The following is a 20140-nucleotide window of genomic DNA, read 5'->3' as shown; positions in this document are numbered from 1 at the left end:
TGAAAACAGGAGTAATGATGGGCGGCGCGCCGTGATACGGCCGCTGGCAGCCGCCAGATCGGCCTGCATACATCGGCTTGCATACCGCGCCCTGCGCCAGCAGGCGCAACACCGCCGCGTTGCCCTGCAAGGCACACAGCGGGTACGCCGGCTGAGAAGGTGGGGCTGGAGGTGCGCTGCGCGTCAGGCGACCGGTGGGCCGCGCGCGTGGAATAGCGCAATGTGGGGTGTGCTCGCCCGCCCTGCCGCATGCACGGCCGGCGGCAGTGGCGCATCGGCCGCAGGCAGCGCCAGCGGGGCGGCATGCAATGCGTCGCCCAGCGCCAGCTGGTCGAGCAACAGGCAGTCCACCGGCGCGTGGTGGGCCAGCAAATAGGGCAGCCACAGACCGTGGCCGGGTGTGGCAGCGGGGCGCACAGTGGGGGCCAGGTCCCACGCCGGCTGCCCGGGCAACGAAGAGGGCGCGGCCAGCACCCCGGCATGCGCCTGGTCCAGCGCGCCGCCGTGCACCACCTGGTGCAGCCGACCCAGCGTGGGCACCACCACCAATGCCAGCAGCAGCCACGCCAACGCCATGCGCCGCACCGCTGCGCCGCGCAGGGCGGCGGACGGCAGGTACTGGGGGCGAAGAAGCGCGCGGGTCACGTCAGGAGCGAAAGGGAAAAGGATTGCGGCGGAGGCTGTAGCGCCTGCAGCGCCAAAAGCCGTGGATTATTTCACCGGCACCGCGTCCACCACGCGGTAGTACAGGCCGTAGGGGTCATTAGGGAGCACGGTGAACTTGCCCTCCACCACCACGGGCTCCAGCGAATAGCGCACGGGCGTCTTGGCCTTGACCTCGACCATGCTCTCGGGCCCGCCCGGCGTGCAGAACGAGCAGGTCAGCGGCACGGAGGTGAGGATGAAGTGCGTCTGCGTCGGCTTGGCGTCCAGCGGCACCATGAAGCCCTGAATGCGCTGCGTGGTCTTGTCCATGCCTTTCTGGGCATCGTTGAACACGGGCAGGATGCCGTCCTTGGTGGTCTTTTTGCTCAGGTCGGTCAGCACCAACCAGGGCACCACGTCGTTGCGCTGGGGCAGCGGGGCAATCGGGCTGTTGGGGCTGTGGTAGCCCGCCCCCGACCCCGATGGCACGACAGTGCCAGCGCCCGCAGGCAGGGGCGACGACAGCACTGGCGCTGCGGCCGCGCCTTCCTTGGCGCGCTCAAAAGCGCCCGGCGCGGGCTTGGTGGCGCCGCCTTGCTGCGCGTGCGCACCGGTTGCCAGAACCAGCGTGGCGGCCAGACAAGCCACGCGAGCCATCAGGCCGGGGATGGGCAAGGGTTTCAAGGTGCAGGACATGGCGGGGACTCCGGGCGAACGAGCATCAAAAAAACAGGCGCTCAATGTGTGTGTTTCATGCCGCAGTATTTTCCAATGGCCAGGTTCTTGCACGCCGCCTGCAGGTCTTTCTGGCACTGGTCGTGGCCCTTGCCGGACTCCAGGCACTTGGCGGCGGCCTCGTGGGCGGCAGCCATGGCACGGTGGCGGGCGACGTCTTCCTGGGTGTCCTTGTCGTTGTGGGCTTGCGCGTGGGCCAGGGCACCGGCGAGCAGTATGGGGGCCAGGGCGAGAGCAGCGAAAAGTTTTTTCATGGAAAGACTTTCAGGTTGAGTGGCTAGAGGGTTTATGGAGGTCAGAACTCGGGGGGCCGCATCAGGGCTGGCTCAACAAGTCGGCCACATCGGTGCGGTAGGCCTGCATGGCCGGCAGCAGCGCCGCCAAGGCCGCCACGCCTGCGGCCAGCAGCGGCACCCCGGCTTCGGCGGGCAGCCAGATCCAGCCCGTCACCGGCAGCAAGCCCTGCGCCTGCAATGCCCAGCCCAAGGCCTGCGCCAGGCCGTGGCCCAGCAGCAGCCCCAGGATGGACGCGAGCGCGGCCAGCCACAGCGCCTCCCACAGCACCAGCCCGGCCACACGGCCTGGCGGCGCGCCCAGCATGCGCAGCATGGCAAGGTCGGCGCGGCGCTCGCGCACGGCATTCCAAAGCGCGATGAACACACTGAGCGCAGCCACGGCCAGCAGCACGCCGCCAAAGGCGCGCAGCACATCGGCACCCACGCCCAGCAGGCGCAGCAGGCGCGTGACCTCGATGGCGGGCGCCGCCGCCTGCATCGAGGTGCCGCCGTTGATCAGGCGTGGCAGCGTGATGGCCGCCATGGGCGTGCGGTAGCGCACCAGGGCTACGGTCACCTCACGCTCTTCCTTCATGATTTCCAGGTCTTCAGCATCGTTGGCCGTGGCGGTCTCGTGCACCATCCAGACGGATTCGGTGCTGGTCAGGATCAATCGGTCCAGCACACAGCCGCAGGGCGCAAGCACCCCGCTCACACGGTAGGGGTGGTTGCCATGGGCGTGCCCTCCTCCACCCAGGCCGTGGCTGCCAATGAAGGTGGCCCCCACCAGCGGCGCGCCTTGATGGCTGGCTTTGACAATGCCCCGCGCCACGCTGGCGCCCAGCACCGCGTCCATGGGCTGCTGCCACAGCGCGCCTTCGGCAAACTGGGCCTCATAGTGCGCCACGTAGTCGGGCGTGGTGCCCACGATGCGAAAGCCCTGGTAGCTGTCGCCCAGGCTCAGCGGGATGACCTGCGCCACCAGCGGGTTCTTCTGCAGCGCCTGCACCTCTTGCAGCGGGATGTTGCCCGTGGGCACGTCGATGTGGAACACGCCCGCCAGGATCAGCTGCAGCGGGCTGCCCTTGGCACCCACCACCAGGTCGATGCCACTCAGGTCGCGTTCAAACGCCTTGTCGAGCTGCGTGGCCACCAGCAGCACCAAAGTGATGGCGGCCAGGCCCAGCGTGAGCACCAGCAGGTTGAGCACGGCGGCCAGCGGTCGGGACCACAGGTAGCGCCAGGACAGGCGGGCGAGTTTGAACACTCCTGAATTCATAGCTGCTCAGGCATATTCAACCGGCGCTCCGTGCCGATTTCATTCAAATTGAGGGTCTGGACACCTGCCAGGGCGGACACCACACGCTGGTCATGCGTGGCAATCACCAGGCTGGCATCGCAGGCAGCGGCGCTGTGCTGCAGCAGGGCCAATGCGTCGGCCGCCGCCTCGTCGTCCAGACTGGCCGTGGGCTCGTCAGCCAGCAGCACCTGCGGCGCCAAAAGGACGGCCCGCGCCAGAGCCACGCGCTGCGCCTGCCCGCTGGAGAGCTGGTGCGGCTTGCGGGCGGCCAGTTCGGCCACGCCCACTTGGGTGAGCGCGCGGTGGATGGCCGCATCGTCACGCGGCAGCCCGGCTGCAAAGTACGCCAGCGCCAGGTTGTCCGCCACGGTGAGTGCACTGCTGAGGTACAGCTTTTGCGGCAGAAAGCCGATGTTGCGGGCACGCCAGGCATCGATCTCGGCCCCACGCTGCGTGCCCAGCTGGGTGCTCGCCACAAACAGATCGCCCCCGCTGGCGCCGCGCAAGCCCGCCATCAGCGCCAGCCAGGTGGACTTGCCGGTGCCCGAGCGCCCGCGCAGCAGCAGCGTGCCGCCTTGGCGCAGGTCCACATCCGGAAAGCGCAGCGGCGCGGCGCCACCCGTGGCATAGGTGTAAGAAAGCCCCCGGGTGCGGATCATGCGGCAGCGCCCTCTGCCGGGTGCGCGCAGTCGGCACAGCGCCCGTGCACTGCAATGTCCACCGCCAGGCTTTCGTGTCCTGCGGTGGCCAGCGCCTGCAGCACCTGCTTGAGGGCGGTCTGCACCTTGGCCGAACCCTGCGACAGGCGAAACTGGCGGTGGCAGTCGTCGCATTCAAAGCGCGGTGCGGCACCCTCTTCCCCTTGTGGGGCTAAAGCGTAGCGCGTCACCCGGGCGGCATCGACTTGCTTGTGCAGCAGGCCGGCGGCGGCAAAACGATCGAGCATGCGGTAGACCGTGACCTTGTTGACCGCAACGCCCGCTGCAGCTAAGGCCGCTTCAACCTCGGGCTCCGACAGGGCTGCATCCGGCCGGGCTTCGTACACGGCAGCCAACGCCCGTGTGGCGCGGGTGGCACGCATGCCGTGGGGAAGCGACCAAGGCTGGAGACTTTGGGGGGACGGGGAAGACATGGGTGGTGCGCATGAACTGCGCATAACGCAATCGGGTTGCATTATGCCTGCATGCGGCCTCGCTCTGAGCGAATTTGCTCCCTCCAAGCATTGAACCCGAAGCGCAAACCCCGGATCCCGCCCCTCTGGCAGCCGCCAGCGCGTCAGCGTCAGCCCTTCAAATACCGCGCAAACGTCTTGCGAAACTTCTCCACCTTCGGCCCCACCACAAACGCGCAATACCCCGCGTTGGGGTGGTTGGCAAAGTAATCCTGGTGGTAGGCCTCGGCCGTGCTGTAGTTCGACAGCGGCTTCACCTCGGTGGTGACGGGCGCGCCAAACAGCTTGTCTTGCGACATCTGGCGGATCATGGTGTTGGCGATTTCGCCGTGTTCGGGGTTGTCGTAGTAAATACCGCTGCGGTATTGCGTGCCCACGTCATTGCCCTGGCGGTTGAGCGTGGTCGGGTCGTGGGTGTGGAAGAAGATTTCCAGAATTTCTTCCAGGCTGATTTCGTCGGCGTCGAACGTCAGCCGCACCACCTCGGCGTGGCCGGTATCGCCTTCACAGATCTGCTCGTACGTGGGGTTGATGGTGTGGCCGTTGGTGTAGCCGCTTTCCACATCGGTGATGCCGCGCACGCGGTCGAACACGGCTTCGGTGCACCAGAAGCAGCCGCCGCCCAGGGTGATGGTTTGTTGGTTGTGGGCCATGTGGGTCTCCATGCGGTGAAGTCAGGGGAAAAGATCCACGGCATGGTACGCGCCCTCACCCGCCGCAGTGCGGGCGGGGGCATTGGCCTTTACCCCTTGGGGGGCTACTCGTACTGGCGACCCTGTGCCATCAGTTCGGGCGTGCCGATCAGCGCATTCAGTCCGTCAAAGTCCATCATCCGGTCCTTGAAGGGCGCGGTGGTCTGGTGCGTGTGCAGGCTGGCGTAGTAGCCCTGCAGCGTGTGCGCCACGGCGCGGGCGGTGCCGCCGGGGAAGATCACGATGCGAAAGCCGCGCTGCTGCAGCTCGGCCGCGCTCTGGATCGGTGTCTTGCCGCCTTCGACCATGTTGGCCAGCAGCGGGATGCGGTGGGCAAAGCGCTGGCAGGCCGCGTCCATCTGCTCGGGGGTGCGCAGGGCTTCGATGAAAAGCGCATCCACACCACATTCCAGGTACGCCTCGGCGCGGTCGAAGGCGGCGTCGATGCCCTCCACGGCCAGCGCGTCGGTGCGGGCCAGGATCAGCGTGTGGGCGCTGCGGCGCGCGTCCAGCGCAGCGTGGAGCTTGCCGCACATCTCGCCCACCGGGACCACCGTCTTGCCGTCCAGGTGGCCGCAGCGCTTGGGAAATCCCTGGTCCTCGATCTGCACCATGGCGGCGCCCGCACGCTCAAAGCCGCGCACGGTGCGCTGGGTGTTGAGTGCGTTGCCAAAGCCGGTGTCGGCATCGACGATGACCGGCGTGGGTACGCGCTCGGTGATGCGTGCCAGGGTGTCTTCCACCTCGGTGTAGGTGGTCAGGCCCACGTCGGAGCGGCCCAGGCGGGTGTAGGCAATCGACGCGCCTGAGAGGTACAGCGCCTCGAAGCCCGCCTGCTCTGCCACCAGGGCGCTCAGGGCGTCGTACACGCCGGGGGCCAGGATGGCGCGGGGTTCGTGAAGGCGTTCTTTCAACGATGGGGGGGTCATGTCTTCACACTTTCTGACGGTTCAGCCCGGCCGCCGTGTTCGCAGCGATGTAGCCACCGGCCACGGCGCTGAGCAGGCCGTTGCCGGAGAGATAACCCCACACCGCATCGCCCGACACGCCACGGGCCGCGCCGCCTGCGGCCAAAAGATTGGGGAATGGCTGGCCGGTCTGCGTCAGCACGCGGCACTGGGCGTCGATGTCCAGCCCGCCTTGGGTGTGGAACAGCGCGCCGGTCACCTTGACCGCGCAGAACGGCGCCTGCAATGGGCGGGCAAACACACGTCGGTTGTGGTCGTTCTGGCCGCTAGCGCTAGTAGTACTTGCCAGGGTTGCTATCAATTTTGATTCATCGCAGCCGATCAATGCCGCCAGCGCCTGCACGCTGTCACAGTGCTTTACCGCACCGGCTGCCTCGGCATCGACAAAGTCCGGAAATCCACGCGCCAGTGCGAGGATGGGCGCATCGAACACATTCCACGCCACGCCGCCCGGCTGCGCCAGCACATGCACCGAGGCCTCGGAGTAGCCCTGCGTCTCGTCGTGAAAGCGCTCGCCCAGCGCATTGACCTGGATGCCGCCTTCCATCATCAGCGCCCACGAGATCAGCGCGCCCTGCGGAATGGCCCAGGAGCCGTGGCCCTGGTAGCCGCCCAGGTCCGCCAGCCGTGCGCCCAGCGCCTGGCCCCAGGCGATGGCGCTACCGTCGTTGCCGGTGTGGCCGGCGAACAGCCCATCGCGCATCTCGGGCAGCAGCTCGCGCACCATGGACGGATTGCCGCCAAAGCCGTTGCAGGCCAGGATGAGTGCGTCGCAGGCCAGGTGCTCCAGGGTGCCATCAGGCCGCTCGTAGCCCACGCCGATCACGCGCTGCTGGGCATTGACCCACAGCTCGCGCACGGTGGCTTCGGTGATGAGGGGAATGTCCACCGCCGTCACCGCGTTGGCAAGGCGGCCCATCAGGCCCACGCCGGTTTTTTCGGGCGTGGCGTGCATGCGGCGCACGCTGTGGCCGGGGTACAAAAATCCATCGAGCACCTGCCACTGCAGGCCATGGCGGTCTTGCAGTGCGTCGAGCGCCGGGCCGATGGCCTGGGCATAGGCCTGCACCAAATGGGGCGCCGCCCTGCCCTTGGCCTTGGCGCTGATGTCGACGGCAAACCGCTCCGGGCTGTCATCAATGCCCGCCGCGCGCTGCGCCTGCGTGCCGGGCGCGGGGATAAAGCCGGATGAGAGGGCCGACGAGCCCAGCGGCGTGGCATCGCGCTCCAGCACCGCGCAGTCCACACCGGCGTCGTGCAGCATCAGCGCCGCCGTGAGGCCACAGGCGCCGCCGCCCACGATGATTACTGGCACATGTGCGTCCTGCGCCACGGTGCCGGGCATGTGCTCGGCATGGCAGATGCGGGGTGTGCTCATGGGCGCATTCATGCGGAAGGGGCGGCCACAGCGGCAACAAAGTCGGCGCAGGTCAGCACCTGGGCCACGTTGGCCATGTCGGCCACCGAGGTGTCGTGCACTGCCTGCTTGAAGGCCGCGCAGCCGTCGGACAGCACCAGCGTCTGGTAGTCGCGCATGTGTGCATCGCGCACCGTGCTGGCCACGCCCCCATTGGTGACGATGCCACACACCGCCACGGTGGTGATGCCTGCGCGGCGCAGCACCCAGTCCAGCTGGGTGTTGAAGAAAGCCGAATACGCCACCTTGCACACCGACACGTCCACCCACGGTGCGATCTCGGCCACATGCGCCTGGCCTGTGCTGCCGGGCGCAAAGTCGCCGCGCCGCAGAAACGGGCGCAAGGCCTTGAGGTGGGGCGAGACCATCGGCTCGCCCTGCGCGTCAGGCCACAGGGTGAACTGGCTGCCCACCACCATGCCGCCCGCCGCCTTGAGTGCCTTGGCCACCGCTGCCACCCGGGGTGGCAAGGCCTGGGCGGCAGCGCTCACCGCGCCACCGCGCGCGTAGGCGCCGTCCGGGGCCAAAAAGTCGTTTTGCAGGTCGATGATGACCAGCGCCGTGTGGCGCGGGTCGATGGCACTGTGGCTCATGCTGCGCCCTCCCCGTCGGCCCGCACCAGCAGATTGCCCAGCGGGTCCACCGTGGCGCTGAAGCCAGGCTCCAGCCACACCGTGGTGTCGGGCTGCTCCAGGATGGCGGGGCCGTCGATGCGGGTGCCAACGGGCAGGTCCAGCCGTGCGTGGCGCGCGGCGTCCCACCAGCGGCCGGCGTGGAACACGCGCTGCACGCCCAGCGACGGGTTCACGGTGGTGGTCTGCGGTGCCAGCACCGTCAGGTCGAACTTGGGGCGCACGCCCACGCGGGCATAGCGCAGGTTCATCACCCGCACGGCAATGCCGTCAAGCACACGGCCAAAAGCGGCGCGGTAGGCGGTCTCGAACGCGGCGCGGATGCCTTCGTGGCTCAGCGCGTCGGCTGCTACGGGCACCTGCACGGTGTGGGTCTGCCCGGCGTAGAGCATGTCGAGCGCAATGATTTCCTGCACTTCCACAAACTTCACGCCCGCTGAATCCAGGCGCTGCTGGCAGGTGGCTGCGAGTGTGGCCACGCGCTGGCGCAGGTCGGCCACGTCCAGGTCGACCAGGGGTTTGTTCAGCGTCTGCACCGCGTCGTGGCGCATGTCAGCCATCACACAGCCCAGGGCGGAGGTGACGCCGGGGTAGCGCGGCACGATGCCCGTGCCCACGCCCACCTCGCGCATCATGGCGCACACATGCAGTGCGCCGCCGCCGCCAAAGGGCATGTAGGCAAACTGGCGCGGGTCGTGCCCGCGCTCGATGGACACCACGCGCACGGCGCCCGCCATCTTGGCGTTGGCCACCGTGAGGATGGCTTCGGCGGCTGCCATCACATCCAGACCCAGGGGTCGGGCCACGTGGGTCTCGATGGCGTCGCGCGACTTTTGCGCGTCCATGGCGGCCAGCAGGCCACCGCCCAGGGGCCGGTCGGCGGCGATACGGCCCAGCAGCACGTTGGCATCCGTCACCGTGGGGCGCGTATTGCCCCGCCCATAGCAGGCCGGGCCGGGGATGCTGCCGGCCGACTCGGGGCCCACCTGCAGCATGCCGCTGGCGTCCACCGAGGCAATCGAGCCACCACCCGCGCCAATGGTCTCAATCTGGATCATGGGCGAGCGCACCACCATGCCAAATTCAATGGCCGTCTGTGCGGCCAACGCCGCCTCGCCCTTGGCCACCAGCGACACGTCGAACGAGGTGCCGCCCATGTCGCCCGTGATCACTTCGGGGAAGCCTGCCGCACGCGCAATCGCCGCGCAGGCAATCACGCCCGCCGCCGGGCCCGAGAGCGCGGTGCGCACGGGCACATCGCAAGCCGTCTGGCGCGACATCACGCCGCCGTTGCTTTGCACGATGAGCAGCTCGCCGCCAAAGCCCTGCGTGCGCAGGTCGCCCTCCAGCCGCTCCAGGTAGCTACCCACCACGGGCTGCAGGGCGGCGTTGAGCGTGGCGGTGGAGCAGCGCTCGAACTCGCGGATTTCGGGCAGCACCTCGCTGGCGGCCGTCACATGTGGGTTGGGCCACACGCTGCGCACGGCGGCCACGGCGGCCTGCTCGTTGGCGGGGTTGGCGTAGGTGTTGATGAAGAACACGCAGACCGCCTCGCAGCCCGCCTCCAGCAGCGCGCGCGCCTGGGCCTTGACCTGCTCGATGTCCACGGGCGTGTGCACCGTGCCATCGGCCAGCACACGCTCGTCCACCTCCAGGCGCAGGTTGCGCGGCACGATGGGCTCGAAGCTGCCGCGCAGGCCCCAGGTCTGCGGCCGGTCGCGGCGGCGCATCTCCAGCACGTCGCGAAAGCCGCGGGTGGTGATGATGCCGGTGCGTGCCACCTTGCGCTCCAGCAGCGCATTGGTGCCCACGGTGGTGCCGTGCACGATGGTGGCGATCTGCGCGGCCGAGTCGGCCACGCGCGCCACGCCGTTCATGAAACCGCGCGCCTCCTCGCCCCGGGTGCTGGGCACCTTGACGATGCGGGCGCTGCCATCGCGCTCGTCCAGTACAAACAGGTCGGTGAACGTGCCGCCCACGTCCACACCCACCACATACGAAGCCTGATCCGAAACCTTGCCGCTGCTCATGCCTTGCCTTTCGCTGTGGCGGGGGCAGTGACGTAGCCCATCGCCAAATCCTTATCACGCGCTGCTGCGGCCCGTGCGGCCGGCACACCGTAGCCACCGCCACCGGGGGTTTCCAGCCGCACGCGCTCGCCCTGCTTCAGGCGGATGCCGATCATCTTGGAGCGCATGGGTGGCTGCTTCCATTCACTATTGTTTTCATAGCTGAAGACGTTCATGGAACCGGCGCTACCGCCCGAAATGCCTTGGGGTGCGGCCTTGCCGCGCTCGCCAAAAATGAACACCTCGGCGTCCTGCTCCAGCAGCTCGATTTCATAGATCGCACCCAAGCCGCCGCGGTGCTCGCCATCACCGCCCGAATCAGGGCGCAGCGCCCATTGCGTAAAGCGCACGGGGTACGCAGCCTCCAGAATTTCGAGCGGCGGGATGGTGGCGGTGGAGATGGGCGCATTGCCATGGCTCAGGCCATCGCCATCGCTGTGCCCGCCGTGGCCGCCGCCAAAGAAGCTGAACATGACCCATCGCTGACCCTTGCGCGCGGCGTCGGTGCGCAGCCCGGCGATGGACAGCGCGTTGATGGTGCCGTAGGCCTGGGCCATGGCGCGCTTGGGGTCGGCCTGCGCTGTGGCGCTGAAGATCACATCGATCATGCGCAAGATGGTCTCGGTGTAGCCACCCACGGGGCGCGGCCGTGCGGCGCTGATGACCAGCCCCTCGGGCAATACAAAGTCCACCGCGTCCAGCACACCGGCATTGGCAGGCACATCGGGAAACAAATGCTTGAGCGCCACGTAGCACGCCGCAATCGCCGTGGCGCGCGAAATATTGACCGGCCCGGCGCATTGCGGCGAGGTGCGCGAAAAGTCGAGCGTGAGGCGCTCGCCCTGCACCGTCATGTCGAGGGCGATGGTCAGCGCCTCATCCTTCACGCCGTCGTTGTCTAGGATGTCGCTGAAGCTGTAGCGCCCGTCGGGCAGCGCCGCGATGTGCGATTGCATGAGCTTGACGGCGCGCGTGCGCAGCTCGCCCATGGCCTGTTGCACCAGGGCGTCACCGTATTGGTCCAGCAGGTCGTGCAGGCGCCGCTCGCCCAGGTCCAGCGCGGCCAGCTGACCGTTCAGGTCGCCCCACAGGCTGTCGGGCAGGCGGGTGTTGGCCTTGAGGATGGCGAGCACATCGTCATCGAACACGCCGCTGCGCACGATGCGCACGGGCGGAATTTGCACGGCCTCTTGCCAACATTCGGTAGCGGCCGGGTTGTAGTTGCCGGGCACATTGCCGCCTACGTCGTGCCAATGCGCGGCCGATGCCAGAAAGCAGTACAGCGTGCCACCGCGAAAGAAGGGACGCACCAGCTTGAAGTCATTGGCGTGTGTGCCGCCTTCGTAGGGGTCGTTGAACAGCCAGGTGTCGCCCGCTGTGATGCCACCTCGCTCGCCCGCTGCCCGCATGGCAGCACGCACGGCGAAAGCCATCGCCCCCACAAACACGGGCAGGCCCGATTTGCCCTGCACCAGCGTGTCGCCACTGATGGCGTCGTACAGGCCGTGGCAGGCATCGTGCGCCTCGGCAATGATGGGGTTGAACGCGCTGCGGTACAGCGTGGCGTCCATCTCGTCCGCGATCTGCTCCAGGCGGCCGCGCAAGACGGCCAGGGTGACAGGGTCCATCGAGGGCGGTGCGGTGGTGGTGTTGTGTTCAGCCATTGAGGGCCTCCTTGCCAAAGCGGGTGCGCAGCTGGTTCAGCAGACCGCCAGCGCGCACCATGTCCATGAGAAACGGGGGAATCGGATCGCAGGCCAGAGCGCGGCCCTGGGGGGTGATGACAGCGGGCGCTTGCCAGTCGAGCGTGACGGCATCGCCGTCACCCAGCGCACCCAGTGCATCGGCCTCGGCGCAGGTCAGCAGCAGCAGGCCCAGGTTGAAGGCGTTGCGAAAGTACAGGCCGCTGAACGACGGCGCGATGACCGCCACAATGCCCAGCCGCACCAGCACCGCAGCCGCCTGCTCGCGCGAGGAGCCAATGCCGAAGTTGGGCCCGGCCACGATCACGTCGCCCTTGCGCACGCCGCCCACGAAATCTGGCCGCACCGATTCGAGGCAGTGGCGCGCCAGCACGTCCAGGCCGTGCTTCATGGCATGGCCGGGGGCGAGTACATCCGTGTCGATGTCAGCGCCAAGGCGCCATACCCTGTGAATATTCGTCATTTCGTTCATCCAACGCGCTGTGTATGAAACCGGCAAGGCCCAGACCAGTGCCACCGTGGAACTGGCTTTGCCAGGCCTCCGGTGGCGTCCCCCTCCCGCGCAGCGAGAGAGGGGGAAGGCGCGAAGCGACTCAGGGGGGGAATCATGCTCATGCGAGCACCTCGCGGGGGTCGGTGATGAAGCCCCGCAGGGCCGAGGCCGCCACGGTGTAGGGCGATGCCAGGTACACCTGCGCGGTGGCCGAGCCCATGCGGCCCTTGAAGTTGCGCGCGGTGCTGGAGATGACCTTGGTGTTATCGCCCACCGTGTCGCCATAGCCGGCGCAGGCACCGCAAGTGGTAGGGAACAGTTCGGCCCCCGCGTCCTGCAGCACCTGCAGAACGCCCTCGTCGCGCGCAGCGGCCTGGTCCTGCTGGCTGGCAGGGGCCACCATCAGGCGCACTCCACTGGCCACGCGTTTGCCACGCAGCACCGAGGCGGCAGCGCGCAGGTCGTCCAGCTTGGCGCCCGTGCAGGCGCCGATGTAGGCCACGTCGATGCCCTGCCCTGCGTGCTGTGCCACGGGGGCGGCGTTGGCCGGGCTGTGGGGCGCGGCGACCTGCGGCGTGAGCGTGGTGGCGTCGAAGGTGTGGCGCGTGAGGGCTGCGCCTTCATCCGTGCGCCAGGCATCCAGCCCCTGAAGGTCTGCGTTGGGCACTCCCGCCGCCCGCAACCACTCGCGTGTGGTGGCGTCGGGGGCAATCAGCCCGGCCTGGGCGCCCAGCTCGGCGCTCATGTTCGAGAGCGTCATGCGTTCCTGCATGCCCAGCGCCTGCACGGCGGGGCCGGCAAACTCCACGGCCTGGTACTGCCCGCCGTTCATACCAAAACGGCCAATCATGTGCAGCATCATGTCTTTGGCCGTCACGCCCTGGGCCAGCTGTCCGCTCCAATGCATCTGCAGGGTGTGGGGCACGCGCAGCCAGATTTCGCCGGTCACCACCACGCCCAACATCTCGGTGCTGCCGATGCCAAACATGTAGGCACCAAAAGCACCGCCTGTGGGCGAATGCGAGTCGCCGCCCACGCAGAACATGCCGGGGCGGATATGTCCGTGCTGGGGCACCACCACATGGCAGATGCCCTGGCCGTCATACACATGGGGCAAAGCCTGCTCGCGCGCCCAGTCGCGGGCGATGCGCACGATGCGGCGGGATTCTTCGTCGCGCTCGGGCAGGTAGTGGTCCATGACAAGGACCACGCGCGATTTGTCCCAGATCTGCGCGCCCAGTTCGTCGAGCATGGGCTTGAGGCGCCGGGGGCCGGACGAGTCGTGGAACATGGCGAGATCCACCCGGCAGTTCACGATTTCACCGGGTGTGACGCTGGCGCGGCCGCTGGCGCGGGCCACCAGCTTCTGGGCCAGGGTGCTGGCCACAACATCAGGGGTGGCGGTCATTCGGGTTTGGCTCCGGCAAACTTCACCACCTTGGCCCAGCGCGGGATTTCAGCCTGCACAAAGCGCGCAAACTCGTCCGGGCTGTTGCCCACGGGCACGGCACCCTCCAGCTCCAGGCGCTTTTTCACGTCGGGGGTGGCAATGGCCTGGCGTGCGGCATCGCTCAGGCGCTTGGCCAGCTCGGGGTTCATCTGCCCCGGGCCAAACAGGCCAAACCAGGCGCTGGATTCGTAGCCCGGCAGCACCTCAGCAATCGCAGGCACATCCGGAAAGGCGGGCAGGCGCTTGGCACTGGTCACGCCCAACGCCTTGAGCTTGCCCGCGCGGATCTGCGCCTGTGCATTGCCCACGGCGGCGAACATCAGGTCGACCTGCCCGGCCAGCACATCCTGCAACGCTGGCGCAGTGCCCCGGTACGGAATGTTGACGATGTAGGCGCCCGACTGCATCTTGAAGGCATCGCCCGCCAGATGCAGCGATGAACCCACCGCGCCAATCGCAAAGTTGAGCTTGCCAGGCTTGGCCTTGGCCAGTGCGATCAGCTCACGCACATCTTTGGCAGGCAGCGTGGGGTGGGCCACCAGCACCGAGGGCGAGGTGGCCACACAGGTCAGCGGGGTGAAGTCCTTGACAGGGTCGAACGGCAGCGAGGGGTAAAGGCTGGCGTTGATGGCATGGCTGGTGAAGCTCATGAGCAGCGTGTTGCCATCGGGTGCGGCTTTGGCCACCGCGTCGGCGGCAATGTTGCCGCCCGCACCGGGCCGGTTCTCGACGATCACGGTGCGGCCCAGCAGGCGGCCCATTTCGATGGACAGGGTGCGCGCCAGGGTGTCGGTGGAGCCGCCGGCCGGGGCGCCGACCAGGATGCGGATGGGCGCGGACTGGGCAAAGGCCCGCCCGCCCATCAGCACGGCCGGCACAGGGGCAAGAGCTTGGAGGATTCTGCGGCGTTGGATCATGGTGTGGTGTCTCCTTCTTCAGTCACAGCGCAGGCATCACCGTGCCTTGGTCAAACGGGATGGCACGGGCGAGGAGCATGGGATTCAAAGGCCCAGATAGGCGCGGCGCAGGTCGTCGCTGCGCAGCAGTTCGTCGGGCGCGCCAGAAAAGCGGATGCTGCCGTTTTCCATCACGTAGGCACGGTCCGCAATCTCCAGCGACTGGCCCACGTTCTGCTCGACCAGCAACACTGCCAGCCCGGTGGCACGCAGCTGGCGAATCAGGCCGAACATCTCCTCTACCAGCAGGGGCGACAGGCCCAAAGATGGCTCATCCAGGATCAGCAGGCGGGGTTCGGCCATCAGGCCCCGGCCAATGGCCAGCATCTGCTGCTCGCCGCCGCTCATGGTGCCCGCGAGCTGGGTGGTGCGCTCCTTCAGGCGTGGAAAGGTGGCAAACACCTTGTCAATGTTGTCGGCCCGGCGCTCCCGCGCGCGGGTGAAGCTGCCCAGCGAGAGGTTTTCGAGCACGCTGAGGTTCGGGAAAATTTTGCGCCCTTCGGGCACCTGGATTAGCCCGGCCTTGACAACCTCGGTGTAGTGCGCGCCGCTCAGGTCCGCACCGCCAAAAGCGACAGTACCGTCCCAGGCCTTGTAAATGCCACACACGACGTTGTTGAAGGTGGATTTGCCCGCGCCGTTGCTGCCCAGCAGCGCCACGGTCTCGCCGGGCTGGACCTGCAGGTCCACGCCCCGCAGGACCTCGACGCGGCCGTAGCCGCCGCGCAAGCCCGCCACGCTGAGCAAGGGGCTGGATGCGGACGATGGGACGGCGATGCTCATGCGGCCTCCTTCGCGGCAGCGGCACGCAGGCGCGCCGCCGTGCCGTGGCCCAGGTAGGCCTCGATCACGCGCTCGTCGGACGTCACCACGCCCGGGCTGCCCTCGGCAATCAACTGGCCCTGCGCCAGCACCCACACATGCTCGGCCAGGTTCATCACGGCCTGCATCACGTGCTCGATCATCAACACGGTCACGCCACCATCGGCGATGCCGCGCACCACGGGAATCATCTCGGCAATCTCCTGGGGATTAAGGCCCGCCAGCACTTCATCGAGCAGCAGCAGGCGCGGTTGTGTCGCCAGCGCGCGCGCCAGCTCCAGCCGCTTGCGGCCCGCCACCGTGAGGTCGGCTGCAGGCTTGTCCAGCTGGGGCGACAAGCCCACGCGGGCGGCCACGTCGCTCGCCAATGCCAGCGCCGCGCGGCGGTTGGGCTCCTTCAGGTGCGCGCCCACGGCAATGTTTTCACGCACGGTTTGTGCCGCAAACGGCTGCACGATCTGGAAGGTGCGCGTCATGCCCAGCCGGGCATTGAGATGGGGCGCCTGGGCGGTGATGTCCTGGCCTGCGAAGCGCACCGTGCCTGCGTCGGGCCGTACAAAGCCCGACATCAGTGCAAACAGCGTGGTCTTGCCTGCGCCATTGGGGCCGATCAGCGCCGTTAACGAACCTTCTGGCACCGCCAGGCTCACGTTTTGCACGGCTTTCAGGCCGCCGAAGGATTTGCTCAGGCCACTGAGCTGCAACAGGTCATTGGCCATGGCGGCCTCCCGAACGTTTCCACACCGCCACCACCGACTGCCCAATGCCTGCGATACCACGCGGCAGGAACATCACGATGAGCACCAGCACCACGCCGTAGATCACCATGTTGATGCCTGGCAGCTGCCCGAACAGGTTGCGCGTGATGTCGGCCAGGATGTGCAGCACCAGGGCGCCCAGCACGGGCCCCCAAACGGTGCCGATACCGCCCACGATGGCGGCCACCAGGGCCTCTACCGACGTGACGGAGCCGTAGGCAATGCCCGGGTCGATGTACTGGAACACCTGCACATAAAACGCACCGGCAGCGCCCATGAAACCACCCGACAGTGCAATCGCGCCCATCTTCACGTTGAAAGGATTCACGCCAATGGCGCGCGCCGCGTCTTCGTTGTCGCGCACGGCCTGCAGCCAGGCACCAAAGCGCGAGTTCTTGAGCCACCAGCTCACCAGCAGCGCCAGCGTGACCAGCGCCAGGATCAGAAACACATAGCCCTTGCGCGATCCGAACTGCATGTTGCCCAGAGATTCCTTGAGCGGCAGCATCAGGCCCACACCCGCCCCGGTGAACGGCACCGACAGCGCCAGGATACGGAACACCTCGGCAAAGGCCAGTGTGACCAGCGCAAAGTACGAACCCTTGAGCCCGTAGCGGAACGACAGCCCGCCCACGAACAACCCCACCAGCGCACTGCCCGCCACGGCCATGGGCAAGGCCACCCAGGGGTTGATGCCTCCTTGCATCTGCGCAATGGCCTGGATGTACGCTCCCGTGCCAAAGAACAGTGCATGGCCGAACGAGAACTGCCCGCCAAAGCCGCCCAGGATGTTCCATGCCTGGGCCAGCAAGGCGGCGTAGAGCGCCATCATCACGAAGTTGAGCAGCACGCCGGAGTCCGACACGCCCGTCACGGCCGCCACGATGGCCGCGAACACTCCAATGGTCCAGAGTTGCTTCATGCCTTGGCTCCAAACAAGCCCTGCGGGCGGAACAGCAACACCGCGATGAAGATGGCAAAGATGCCGATCTGCCCCAGCGATTCGCCCAGATACAGGCCGCCCAGCGACTCCACCACCCCAATCAGCAGCCCACCCACCAGCGCGCCACTAAAGCTGCCCATGCCGCCCAGCACCACGATGGTGAAAGCCACCAGCACAAAGCCGCTGCCCACCTGCGGATTCACGTAGTAAGCCGGTAGCAGAAAGCACGCGGCCGCCCCCAGGCAAGCCAGGCCGATGCCAAAGCTCATCGCGTACACGTGGTCCACGTTGATGCCCATGAGCTTGGCGCCATGCTTTTCCTTGGCCACGGCACGGATGGCGCGGCCCAGGTCGGTCTTGCCGACGATCCAGAGCAAGACGCCCGACACCACCAGCGCCCCGGCAAAGGCCACCAGCTTCGGGAGCGCAATCATGGCGGGGCCTACAGCGACGGTGGTCAGCGTGTAGGCCGTTTCGATGGTGCGCGTGTCGGACTTGAAGAACAGCAGGGCGAGGTTCTCCATCACGATGGAGATGCCCAGCGTGACCAGCAGGATGTTCTCGTCCTTGCCGTGGCTGGCGCGGTTGATCACCAGGCGCTGCAGGCCATAGCCCAGGGCGAACATGCCAGGCACCAGGATGGGCAGCGCCAGGTAGGGGTCGAGCCCGAAGTGCTGCTTGAGCAGGTACACGGCGTACAGCGCCAACATCAGCGACGCGCCATGCGCGAAGTTGATGATGTGCAGCACGCCGTAGATCAGCGTGAGCCCGAGCGCGATCAGTGCATAGACCGCGCCCGTCGTCAGGCCGTTCAGGAGGGAGGGAAAGAGGATGCTGAGCTCGAACATAGGTGTGGAGTCCGGCGTTGAGGCAAAGGCGCGGCCTGGCGCTCCGCGTGGGAGCGCCCCGCAGCCCCTGCATTCAGGGCCGAAAAGTGGTGGGTGTCAGGCCTTTAGCGGGAAGAGCGGGTCCGCTTCGCGATAGTCGCGCGGGATGATGACCTTGATGTCCTTGTTCAGCACCTGGGTCATGAGCGGCTGGGCACCCTGGTTCTGTCCATTGACGAATTTGGTCGGGCCGTACGGCATGATGTGATCGGCAAAGGTGCTCTTTTCCAGTGCGTCGATGAGGGCGGCACGGTCCATCGACTTGGCGCGCTCCAGCGCATCGGCCAGCAGCCACATCGAGGTGTAGGTCATGAACAGCTCGTAGCTGAAGAACAGGCCCTTGGCCTCGACCCGCTTCTTCAGGTCCTGCGCGCGCTTGTCCTTGGGGTTGAACCAGTGGTTGCAGTCGATGATGCCGTTGGCAGCGTCCGGAAACTCCTTGACGAACTTGTAGCTCGACGCCGCCCCACCCAACACCGAGTAGATCGCCTTGGGCGTGACCTTTTGCTGCTGCATGGTGCGCACCAGCAATGCGTATTCGTTGTAATAGTTGGCGGGGATGACGATGTCAGGGTTGATCGCCTTCATGCGCAGCACGATGTTGTTGAAGTCGCGCGTGGGGTTGGCGTGCTTGACGACTTCCTTGACCTCGTAGCCGTAGCCGGGCAGCTCACGCGCCAGCAGCTGTGCAGTGCCGGTGCCAAACAGCGATTCTTCATGGATGATCATCACTGTTTTGGCGGGCTTGCCTGCCGCCGTGTTCAGCACATGCAGGTTGGCCACGGCGGTCTCGGCGCATTTCTTGTAGCCGGGGCCAAAGCGGAAGGTGTTCTTGAGGCCGCGCTCCACAATCTGATCGGCCACGCCCACATCCACGATGTGCGGCAGGTTGTACTTGGCGGCGGCCTGCGTAGTGGCCAGGCAGATGGCCGAGGCAAACGCCCCCACCACGGCGGACACGCCCGCTTCATTCATCTTCTCGACCTCGGCGGCACCGGCCTGAGGCTGTGACTGCGCATCGCCCAGCAGGGCTTCGAGCTTGGCGCCGCCCAGAGCCTTGATGCCACCAGCCTTGTTGATGTCTTCAATGGCCATCATCGCGCCTTCGCGGCATTGCTGGCCCGAATAGGCCAGTGCGCCGGTCACCGGGTGCAGCACCCCCACCTTGACGGACTTGGCCTGCGCCCCGCCCACCAATGGGAAGGCCAGCGCCGACGCGGCGGCAGCCGACTGGGACATGAAATGGCGGCGAGTACTCATGGGCATTCTCCTGGCAGATGGGTCGGGTTGAGGTTGGAGGAACGGATTCAGTGGAACTGGGCCGACAGCTCTTTGCTGACCCAGACCTTGGCGTCGATGCTGCCCACACGGGACAGCTGCATTTCGTATTCGTAGCGGTCCGGCCGGTACAGGCCGTGCAGCCACTGCACAGGGCGCTCCTGGTCGTCATAGATGAGACGGCGCACAGCCAGCAGTGCCGAGCCCACCGAGACATCCAGGTGGCGGGCCACGACAGCGTCAGCCAGCTTGGCCGAGATGGTCTGGTGCGCGCGGCCCACCTTGACGCCCGACTCTTCGAGCAGCACCAGGATGGGCTTGCGCGCCAGCTCGCGCCGTCCGAACTGGCGGGCAATGTCGGCGGGCACATAGGTGGTGATATGGGACAGCGGCCCCTCTTTGGTGCTCCGCACCCGGACCGCCTTTTGCACGGCGTCGCCCACCGCGATGTTCAGCGCGCCGGCCACGGCACGCGATGCTGTGACTGTGTCCACATCCAGCACCTTGACGGAGGTGCGCAGGCCCATGCTGACCAGGTTCTCCAGCAGACCCGTGAGATGCGCGCGGCTGCTCTCGCCCTCACCGCCCGCGCCGTTGGCGGTAGCTGGGGCGGGTGGCACAGGGCGGGTGCCCCGGCCGGGCTCGCGGGAGATCATGCCCTCGCCTTCCAGCAGCTCCAGCGCGCGGCGCACCGTGACACGCGCCACCGCGAACTGCCGCATCAGCGCCAGTTCGCCCGGCAGGCCATCGGCAAACCGCCCCTCTTGCAACTGCTCGCGCAGCACCAGATAGATCTGGTGGTACTTGGGGAGCGGCAGGTTGTTGGACGGCATGGAGGTCATATTAGGAATAGTTCTAATGTCCTGTCAATAAGACATTTAGAAGCGAAATTTGTCTCGCTGCAGACATTTGCGGCACCGGTGCACTGCACCGAGCGCACGCAACC

The 20140-nt window shown here is 67.0% G+C and carries 21 protein-coding genes; all 21 read right to left on the bottom strand.

All coding sequences use genetic code 11. The features are described from left to right. Positions 1 to 183 precede the first annotated feature (183 nt). A complete protein-coding gene (locus N4G42_RS11625) occupies positions 184 to 645 on the bottom strand; it encodes a hypothetical protein (RefSeq protein WP_260667267.1) in 462 nt (153 codons plus the stop codon). Positions 646 to 711: 66 nt separating this feature from the next. Then, positions 712 to 1341 (bottom strand): DUF3299 domain-containing protein, encoded by a 630-nt coding sequence (locus N4G42_RS11620; RefSeq protein ID WP_260667266.1) that lies wholly within the window; start codon positions 1339 to 1341, stop codon positions 712 to 714. 41 nt (positions 1342 to 1382) lie between these two features. Continuing rightward, entirely contained in the window at positions 1383 to 1634 is a 252-nt protein-coding gene (locus N4G42_RS11615) for a hypothetical protein (protein ID WP_260667265.1), read from the bottom strand. A 61-nt stretch (positions 1635 to 1695) separates the two neighbouring features. Next, complete coding sequence (locus N4G42_RS11610) at positions 1696 to 2934, bottom strand: FtsX-like permease family protein (RefSeq protein WP_260667264.1); 1239 nt, start codon at positions 2932 to 2934, stop codon at positions 1696 to 1698. Further along, positions 2931 to 3614, bottom strand: coding sequence for an ATP-binding cassette domain-containing protein (locus N4G42_RS11605; RefSeq protein ID WP_260667263.1), 684 nt, complete (start codon positions 3612 to 3614; stop codon positions 2931 to 2933). Before N4G42_RS11605 ends, N4G42_RS11610 begins: the two co-directional genes overlap by 4 nt. Continuing rightward, positions 3611 to 4036 (bottom strand): Fur family transcriptional regulator, encoded by a 426-nt coding sequence (locus N4G42_RS11600; RefSeq protein WP_121942906.1) that lies wholly within the window; start codon positions 4034 to 4036, stop codon positions 3611 to 3613. The genes N4G42_RS11605 and N4G42_RS11600 overlap by 4 nt, the downstream gene beginning before the upstream one ends. A 200-nt stretch (positions 4037 to 4236) precedes the next feature. Further along, positions 4237 to 4779 (bottom strand): peptide-methionine (S)-S-oxide reductase MsrA, encoded by a 543-nt coding sequence (gene msrA / locus N4G42_RS11595; protein WP_260667262.1) that lies wholly within the window; start codon positions 4777 to 4779, stop codon positions 4237 to 4239. 104 nt (positions 4780 to 4883) lie between these two features. Then, positions 4884 to 5747, bottom strand: a complete 864-nt coding sequence (locus N4G42_RS11590) for an oxaloacetate decarboxylase (RefSeq protein ID WP_260667261.1) — start codon at positions 5745 to 5747, stop codon at positions 4884 to 4886. Between the two features lie 4 nt (positions 5748 to 5751). Next, the gene (locus N4G42_RS11585) at positions 5752 to 7164 is read right to left on the bottom strand and encodes an FAD-dependent oxidoreductase (RefSeq protein WP_260667260.1); all 1413 of its coding nucleotides are present in this window, start codon (positions 7162 to 7164) and stop codon (positions 5752 to 5754) included. An 8-nt stretch (positions 7165 to 7172) separates the two neighbouring features. Further along, positions 7173 to 7796 (bottom strand): cysteine hydrolase family protein, encoded by a 624-nt coding sequence (locus tag N4G42_RS11580; protein WP_260667259.1) that lies wholly within the window; start codon positions 7794 to 7796, stop codon positions 7173 to 7175. Further along, positions 7793 to 9865: a hydantoinase/oxoprolinase family protein gene (locus N4G42_RS11575; RefSeq protein ID WP_260667258.1), complete on the bottom strand. Its 2073-nt coding sequence runs from the start codon at positions 9863 to 9865 to the stop codon at positions 7793 to 7795. Before N4G42_RS11575 ends, N4G42_RS11580 begins: the two co-directional genes overlap by 4 nt. After that, positions 9862 to 11568 (bottom strand): hydantoinase B/oxoprolinase family protein, encoded by a 1707-nt coding sequence (locus N4G42_RS11570; protein WP_056062862.1) that lies wholly within the window; start codon positions 11566 to 11568, stop codon positions 9862 to 9864. Before N4G42_RS11570 ends, N4G42_RS11575 begins: the two co-directional genes overlap by 4 nt. Then, positions 11561 to 12079, bottom strand: a complete 519-nt coding sequence (locus tag N4G42_RS11565; protein WP_260667257.1) for a 3-isopropylmalate dehydratase — start codon at positions 12077 to 12079, stop codon at positions 11561 to 11563. The genes N4G42_RS11570 and N4G42_RS11565 overlap by 8 nt, the downstream gene beginning before the upstream one ends. Before the next feature lie 139 nt (positions 12080 to 12218). Further along, positions 12219 to 13508 carry a 3-isopropylmalate dehydratase large subunit gene (locus N4G42_RS11560; RefSeq protein WP_260667256.1) on the bottom strand — a complete coding sequence of 430 codons (1290 nt, stop codon included), beginning with the start codon at positions 13506 to 13508 and terminating at the stop codon, positions 12219 to 12221. Further along, positions 13505 to 14467, bottom strand: coding sequence for a Bug family tripartite tricarboxylate transporter substrate binding protein (locus N4G42_RS11555; protein ID WP_369816973.1), 963 nt, complete (start codon positions 14465 to 14467; stop codon positions 13505 to 13507). The genes N4G42_RS11560 and N4G42_RS11555 overlap by 4 nt, the downstream gene beginning before the upstream one ends. An 84-nt stretch (positions 14468 to 14551) precedes the next feature. Beyond that, positions 14552 to 15289 carry an ABC transporter ATP-binding protein gene (locus N4G42_RS11550; protein ID WP_260667255.1) on the bottom strand — a complete coding sequence of 246 codons (738 nt, stop codon included), beginning with the start codon at positions 15287 to 15289 and terminating at the stop codon, positions 14552 to 14554. Further along, positions 15286 to 16047: an ABC transporter ATP-binding protein gene (locus N4G42_RS11545; RefSeq protein WP_056744787.1), complete on the bottom strand. Its 762-nt coding sequence runs from the start codon at positions 16045 to 16047 to the stop codon at positions 15286 to 15288. The genes N4G42_RS11550 and N4G42_RS11545 overlap by 4 nt, the downstream gene beginning before the upstream one ends. Next, a complete protein-coding gene (locus N4G42_RS11540) occupies positions 16037 to 17008 on the bottom strand; it encodes a branched-chain amino acid ABC transporter permease (protein WP_056744784.1) in 972 nt (323 codons plus the stop codon). The genes N4G42_RS11545 and N4G42_RS11540 overlap by 11 nt, the downstream gene beginning before the upstream one ends. Then, a complete protein-coding gene (locus N4G42_RS11535) occupies positions 17005 to 17877 on the bottom strand; it encodes a branched-chain amino acid ABC transporter permease (RefSeq protein WP_056062878.1) in 873 nt (290 codons plus the stop codon). The genes N4G42_RS11540 and N4G42_RS11535 overlap by 4 nt, the downstream gene beginning before the upstream one ends. Positions 17878 to 17973: 96 nt before the next feature. Further along, complete coding sequence (locus N4G42_RS11530) at positions 17974 to 19176, bottom strand: ABC transporter substrate-binding protein (protein ID WP_099730298.1); 1203 nt, start codon at positions 19174 to 19176, stop codon at positions 17974 to 17976. A 47-nt stretch (positions 19177 to 19223) separates the two neighbouring features. Continuing rightward, positions 19224 to 20036: a GntR family transcriptional regulator gene (locus N4G42_RS11525; protein ID WP_199170813.1), complete on the bottom strand. Its 813-nt coding sequence runs from the start codon at positions 20034 to 20036 to the stop codon at positions 19224 to 19226. Positions 20037 to 20140: the final 104 nt, after the last annotated feature.

Origin of the sequence: Acidovorax sp. K2F, assembly GCF_025246485.1 — a bacterium.
GTDB lineage: Bacteria > Pseudomonadota > Gammaproteobacteria > Burkholderiales > Burkholderiaceae_C > Acidovorax > Acidovorax delafieldii.
The sequence above is the reverse complement of the archived record's forward strand: the minus strand, read 5'-3'. Positions and strand labels throughout refer to the sequence as shown.

What these genes read in the sequence shown, in the direction of transcription:
- N4G42_RS11620 (WP_260667266.1), bottom strand. Translation starts at nt 1,341, where the DNA reads ATGTCCTGCACCTTGAAACCCTTGCCCATCCCCGGCCTGATGGCTCGC.
- N4G42_RS11615 (WP_260667265.1), bottom strand. Translation starts at nt 1,634, where the DNA reads ATGAAAAAACTTTTCGCTGCTCTCGCCCTGGCCCCCATACTGCTCGCC.
- N4G42_RS11610 (WP_260667264.1), bottom strand. Translation starts at nt 2,934, where the DNA reads ATGAATTCAGGAGTGTTCAAACTCGCCCGCCTGTCCTGGCGCTACCTG.
- N4G42_RS11605 (WP_260667263.1), bottom strand. Translation starts at nt 3,614, where the DNA reads ATGATCCGCACCCGGGGGCTTTCTTACACCTATGCCACGGGTGGCGCC.
- N4G42_RS11600 (WP_121942906.1), bottom strand. Translation starts at nt 4,036, where the DNA reads ATGCGTGCCACCCGCGCCACACGGGCGTTGGCTGCCGTGTACGAAGCC.
- msrA (WP_260667262.1), bottom strand. Translation starts at nt 4,779, where the DNA reads ATGGCCCACAACCAACAAACCATCACCCTGGGCGGCGGCTGCTTCTGG.
- N4G42_RS11590 (WP_260667261.1), bottom strand. Translation starts at nt 5,747, where the DNA reads ATGACCCCCCCATCGTTGAAAGAACGCCTTCACGAACCCCGCGCCATC.
- N4G42_RS11585 (WP_260667260.1), bottom strand. Translation starts at nt 7,164, where the DNA reads ATGAGCACACCCCGCATCTGCCATGCCGAGCACATGCCCGGCACCGTG.
- N4G42_RS11580 (WP_260667259.1), bottom strand. Translation starts at nt 7,796, where the DNA reads ATGAGCCACAGTGCCATCGACCCGCGCCACACGGCGCTGGTCATCATC.
- N4G42_RS11575 (WP_260667258.1), bottom strand. Translation starts at nt 9,865, where the DNA reads ATGAGCAGCGGCAAGGTTTCGGATCAGGCTTCGTATGTGGTGGGTGTG.
- N4G42_RS11570 (WP_056062862.1), bottom strand. Translation starts at nt 11,568, where the DNA reads ATGGCTGAACACAACACCACCACCGCACCGCCCTCGATGGACCCTGTC.
- N4G42_RS11565 (WP_260667257.1), bottom strand. Translation starts at nt 12,079, where the DNA reads ATGAACGAAATGACGAATATTCACAGGGTATGGCGCCTTGGCGCTGAC.
- N4G42_RS11560 (WP_260667256.1), bottom strand. Translation starts at nt 13,508, where the DNA reads ATGACCGCCACCCCTGATGTTGTGGCCAGCACCCTGGCCCAGAAGCTG.
- N4G42_RS11555 (WP_369816973.1), bottom strand. Translation starts at nt 14,467, where the DNA reads ATGATCCAACGCCGCAGAATCCTCCAAGCTCTTGCCCCTGTGCCGGCC.
- N4G42_RS11550 (WP_260667255.1), bottom strand. Translation starts at nt 15,289, where the DNA reads ATGAGCATCGCCGTCCCATCGTCCGCATCCAGCCCCTTGCTCAGCGTG.
- N4G42_RS11545 (WP_056744787.1), bottom strand. Translation starts at nt 16,047, where the DNA reads ATGGCCAATGACCTGTTGCAGCTCAGTGGCCTGAGCAAATCCTTCGGC.
- N4G42_RS11540 (WP_056744784.1), bottom strand. Translation starts at nt 17,008, where the DNA reads ATGAAGCAACTCTGGACCATTGGAGTGTTCGCGGCCATCGTGGCGGCC.
- N4G42_RS11535 (WP_056062878.1), bottom strand. Translation starts at nt 17,877, where the DNA reads ATGTTCGAGCTCAGCATCCTCTTTCCCTCCCTCCTGAACGGCCTGACG.
- N4G42_RS11530 (WP_099730298.1), bottom strand. Translation starts at nt 19,176, where the DNA reads ATGAGTACTCGCCGCCATTTCATGTCCCAGTCGGCTGCCGCCGCGTCG.
- N4G42_RS11525 (WP_199170813.1), bottom strand. Translation starts at nt 20,036, where the DNA reads ATGACCTCCATGCCGTCCAACAACCTGCCGCTCCCCAAGTACCACCAG.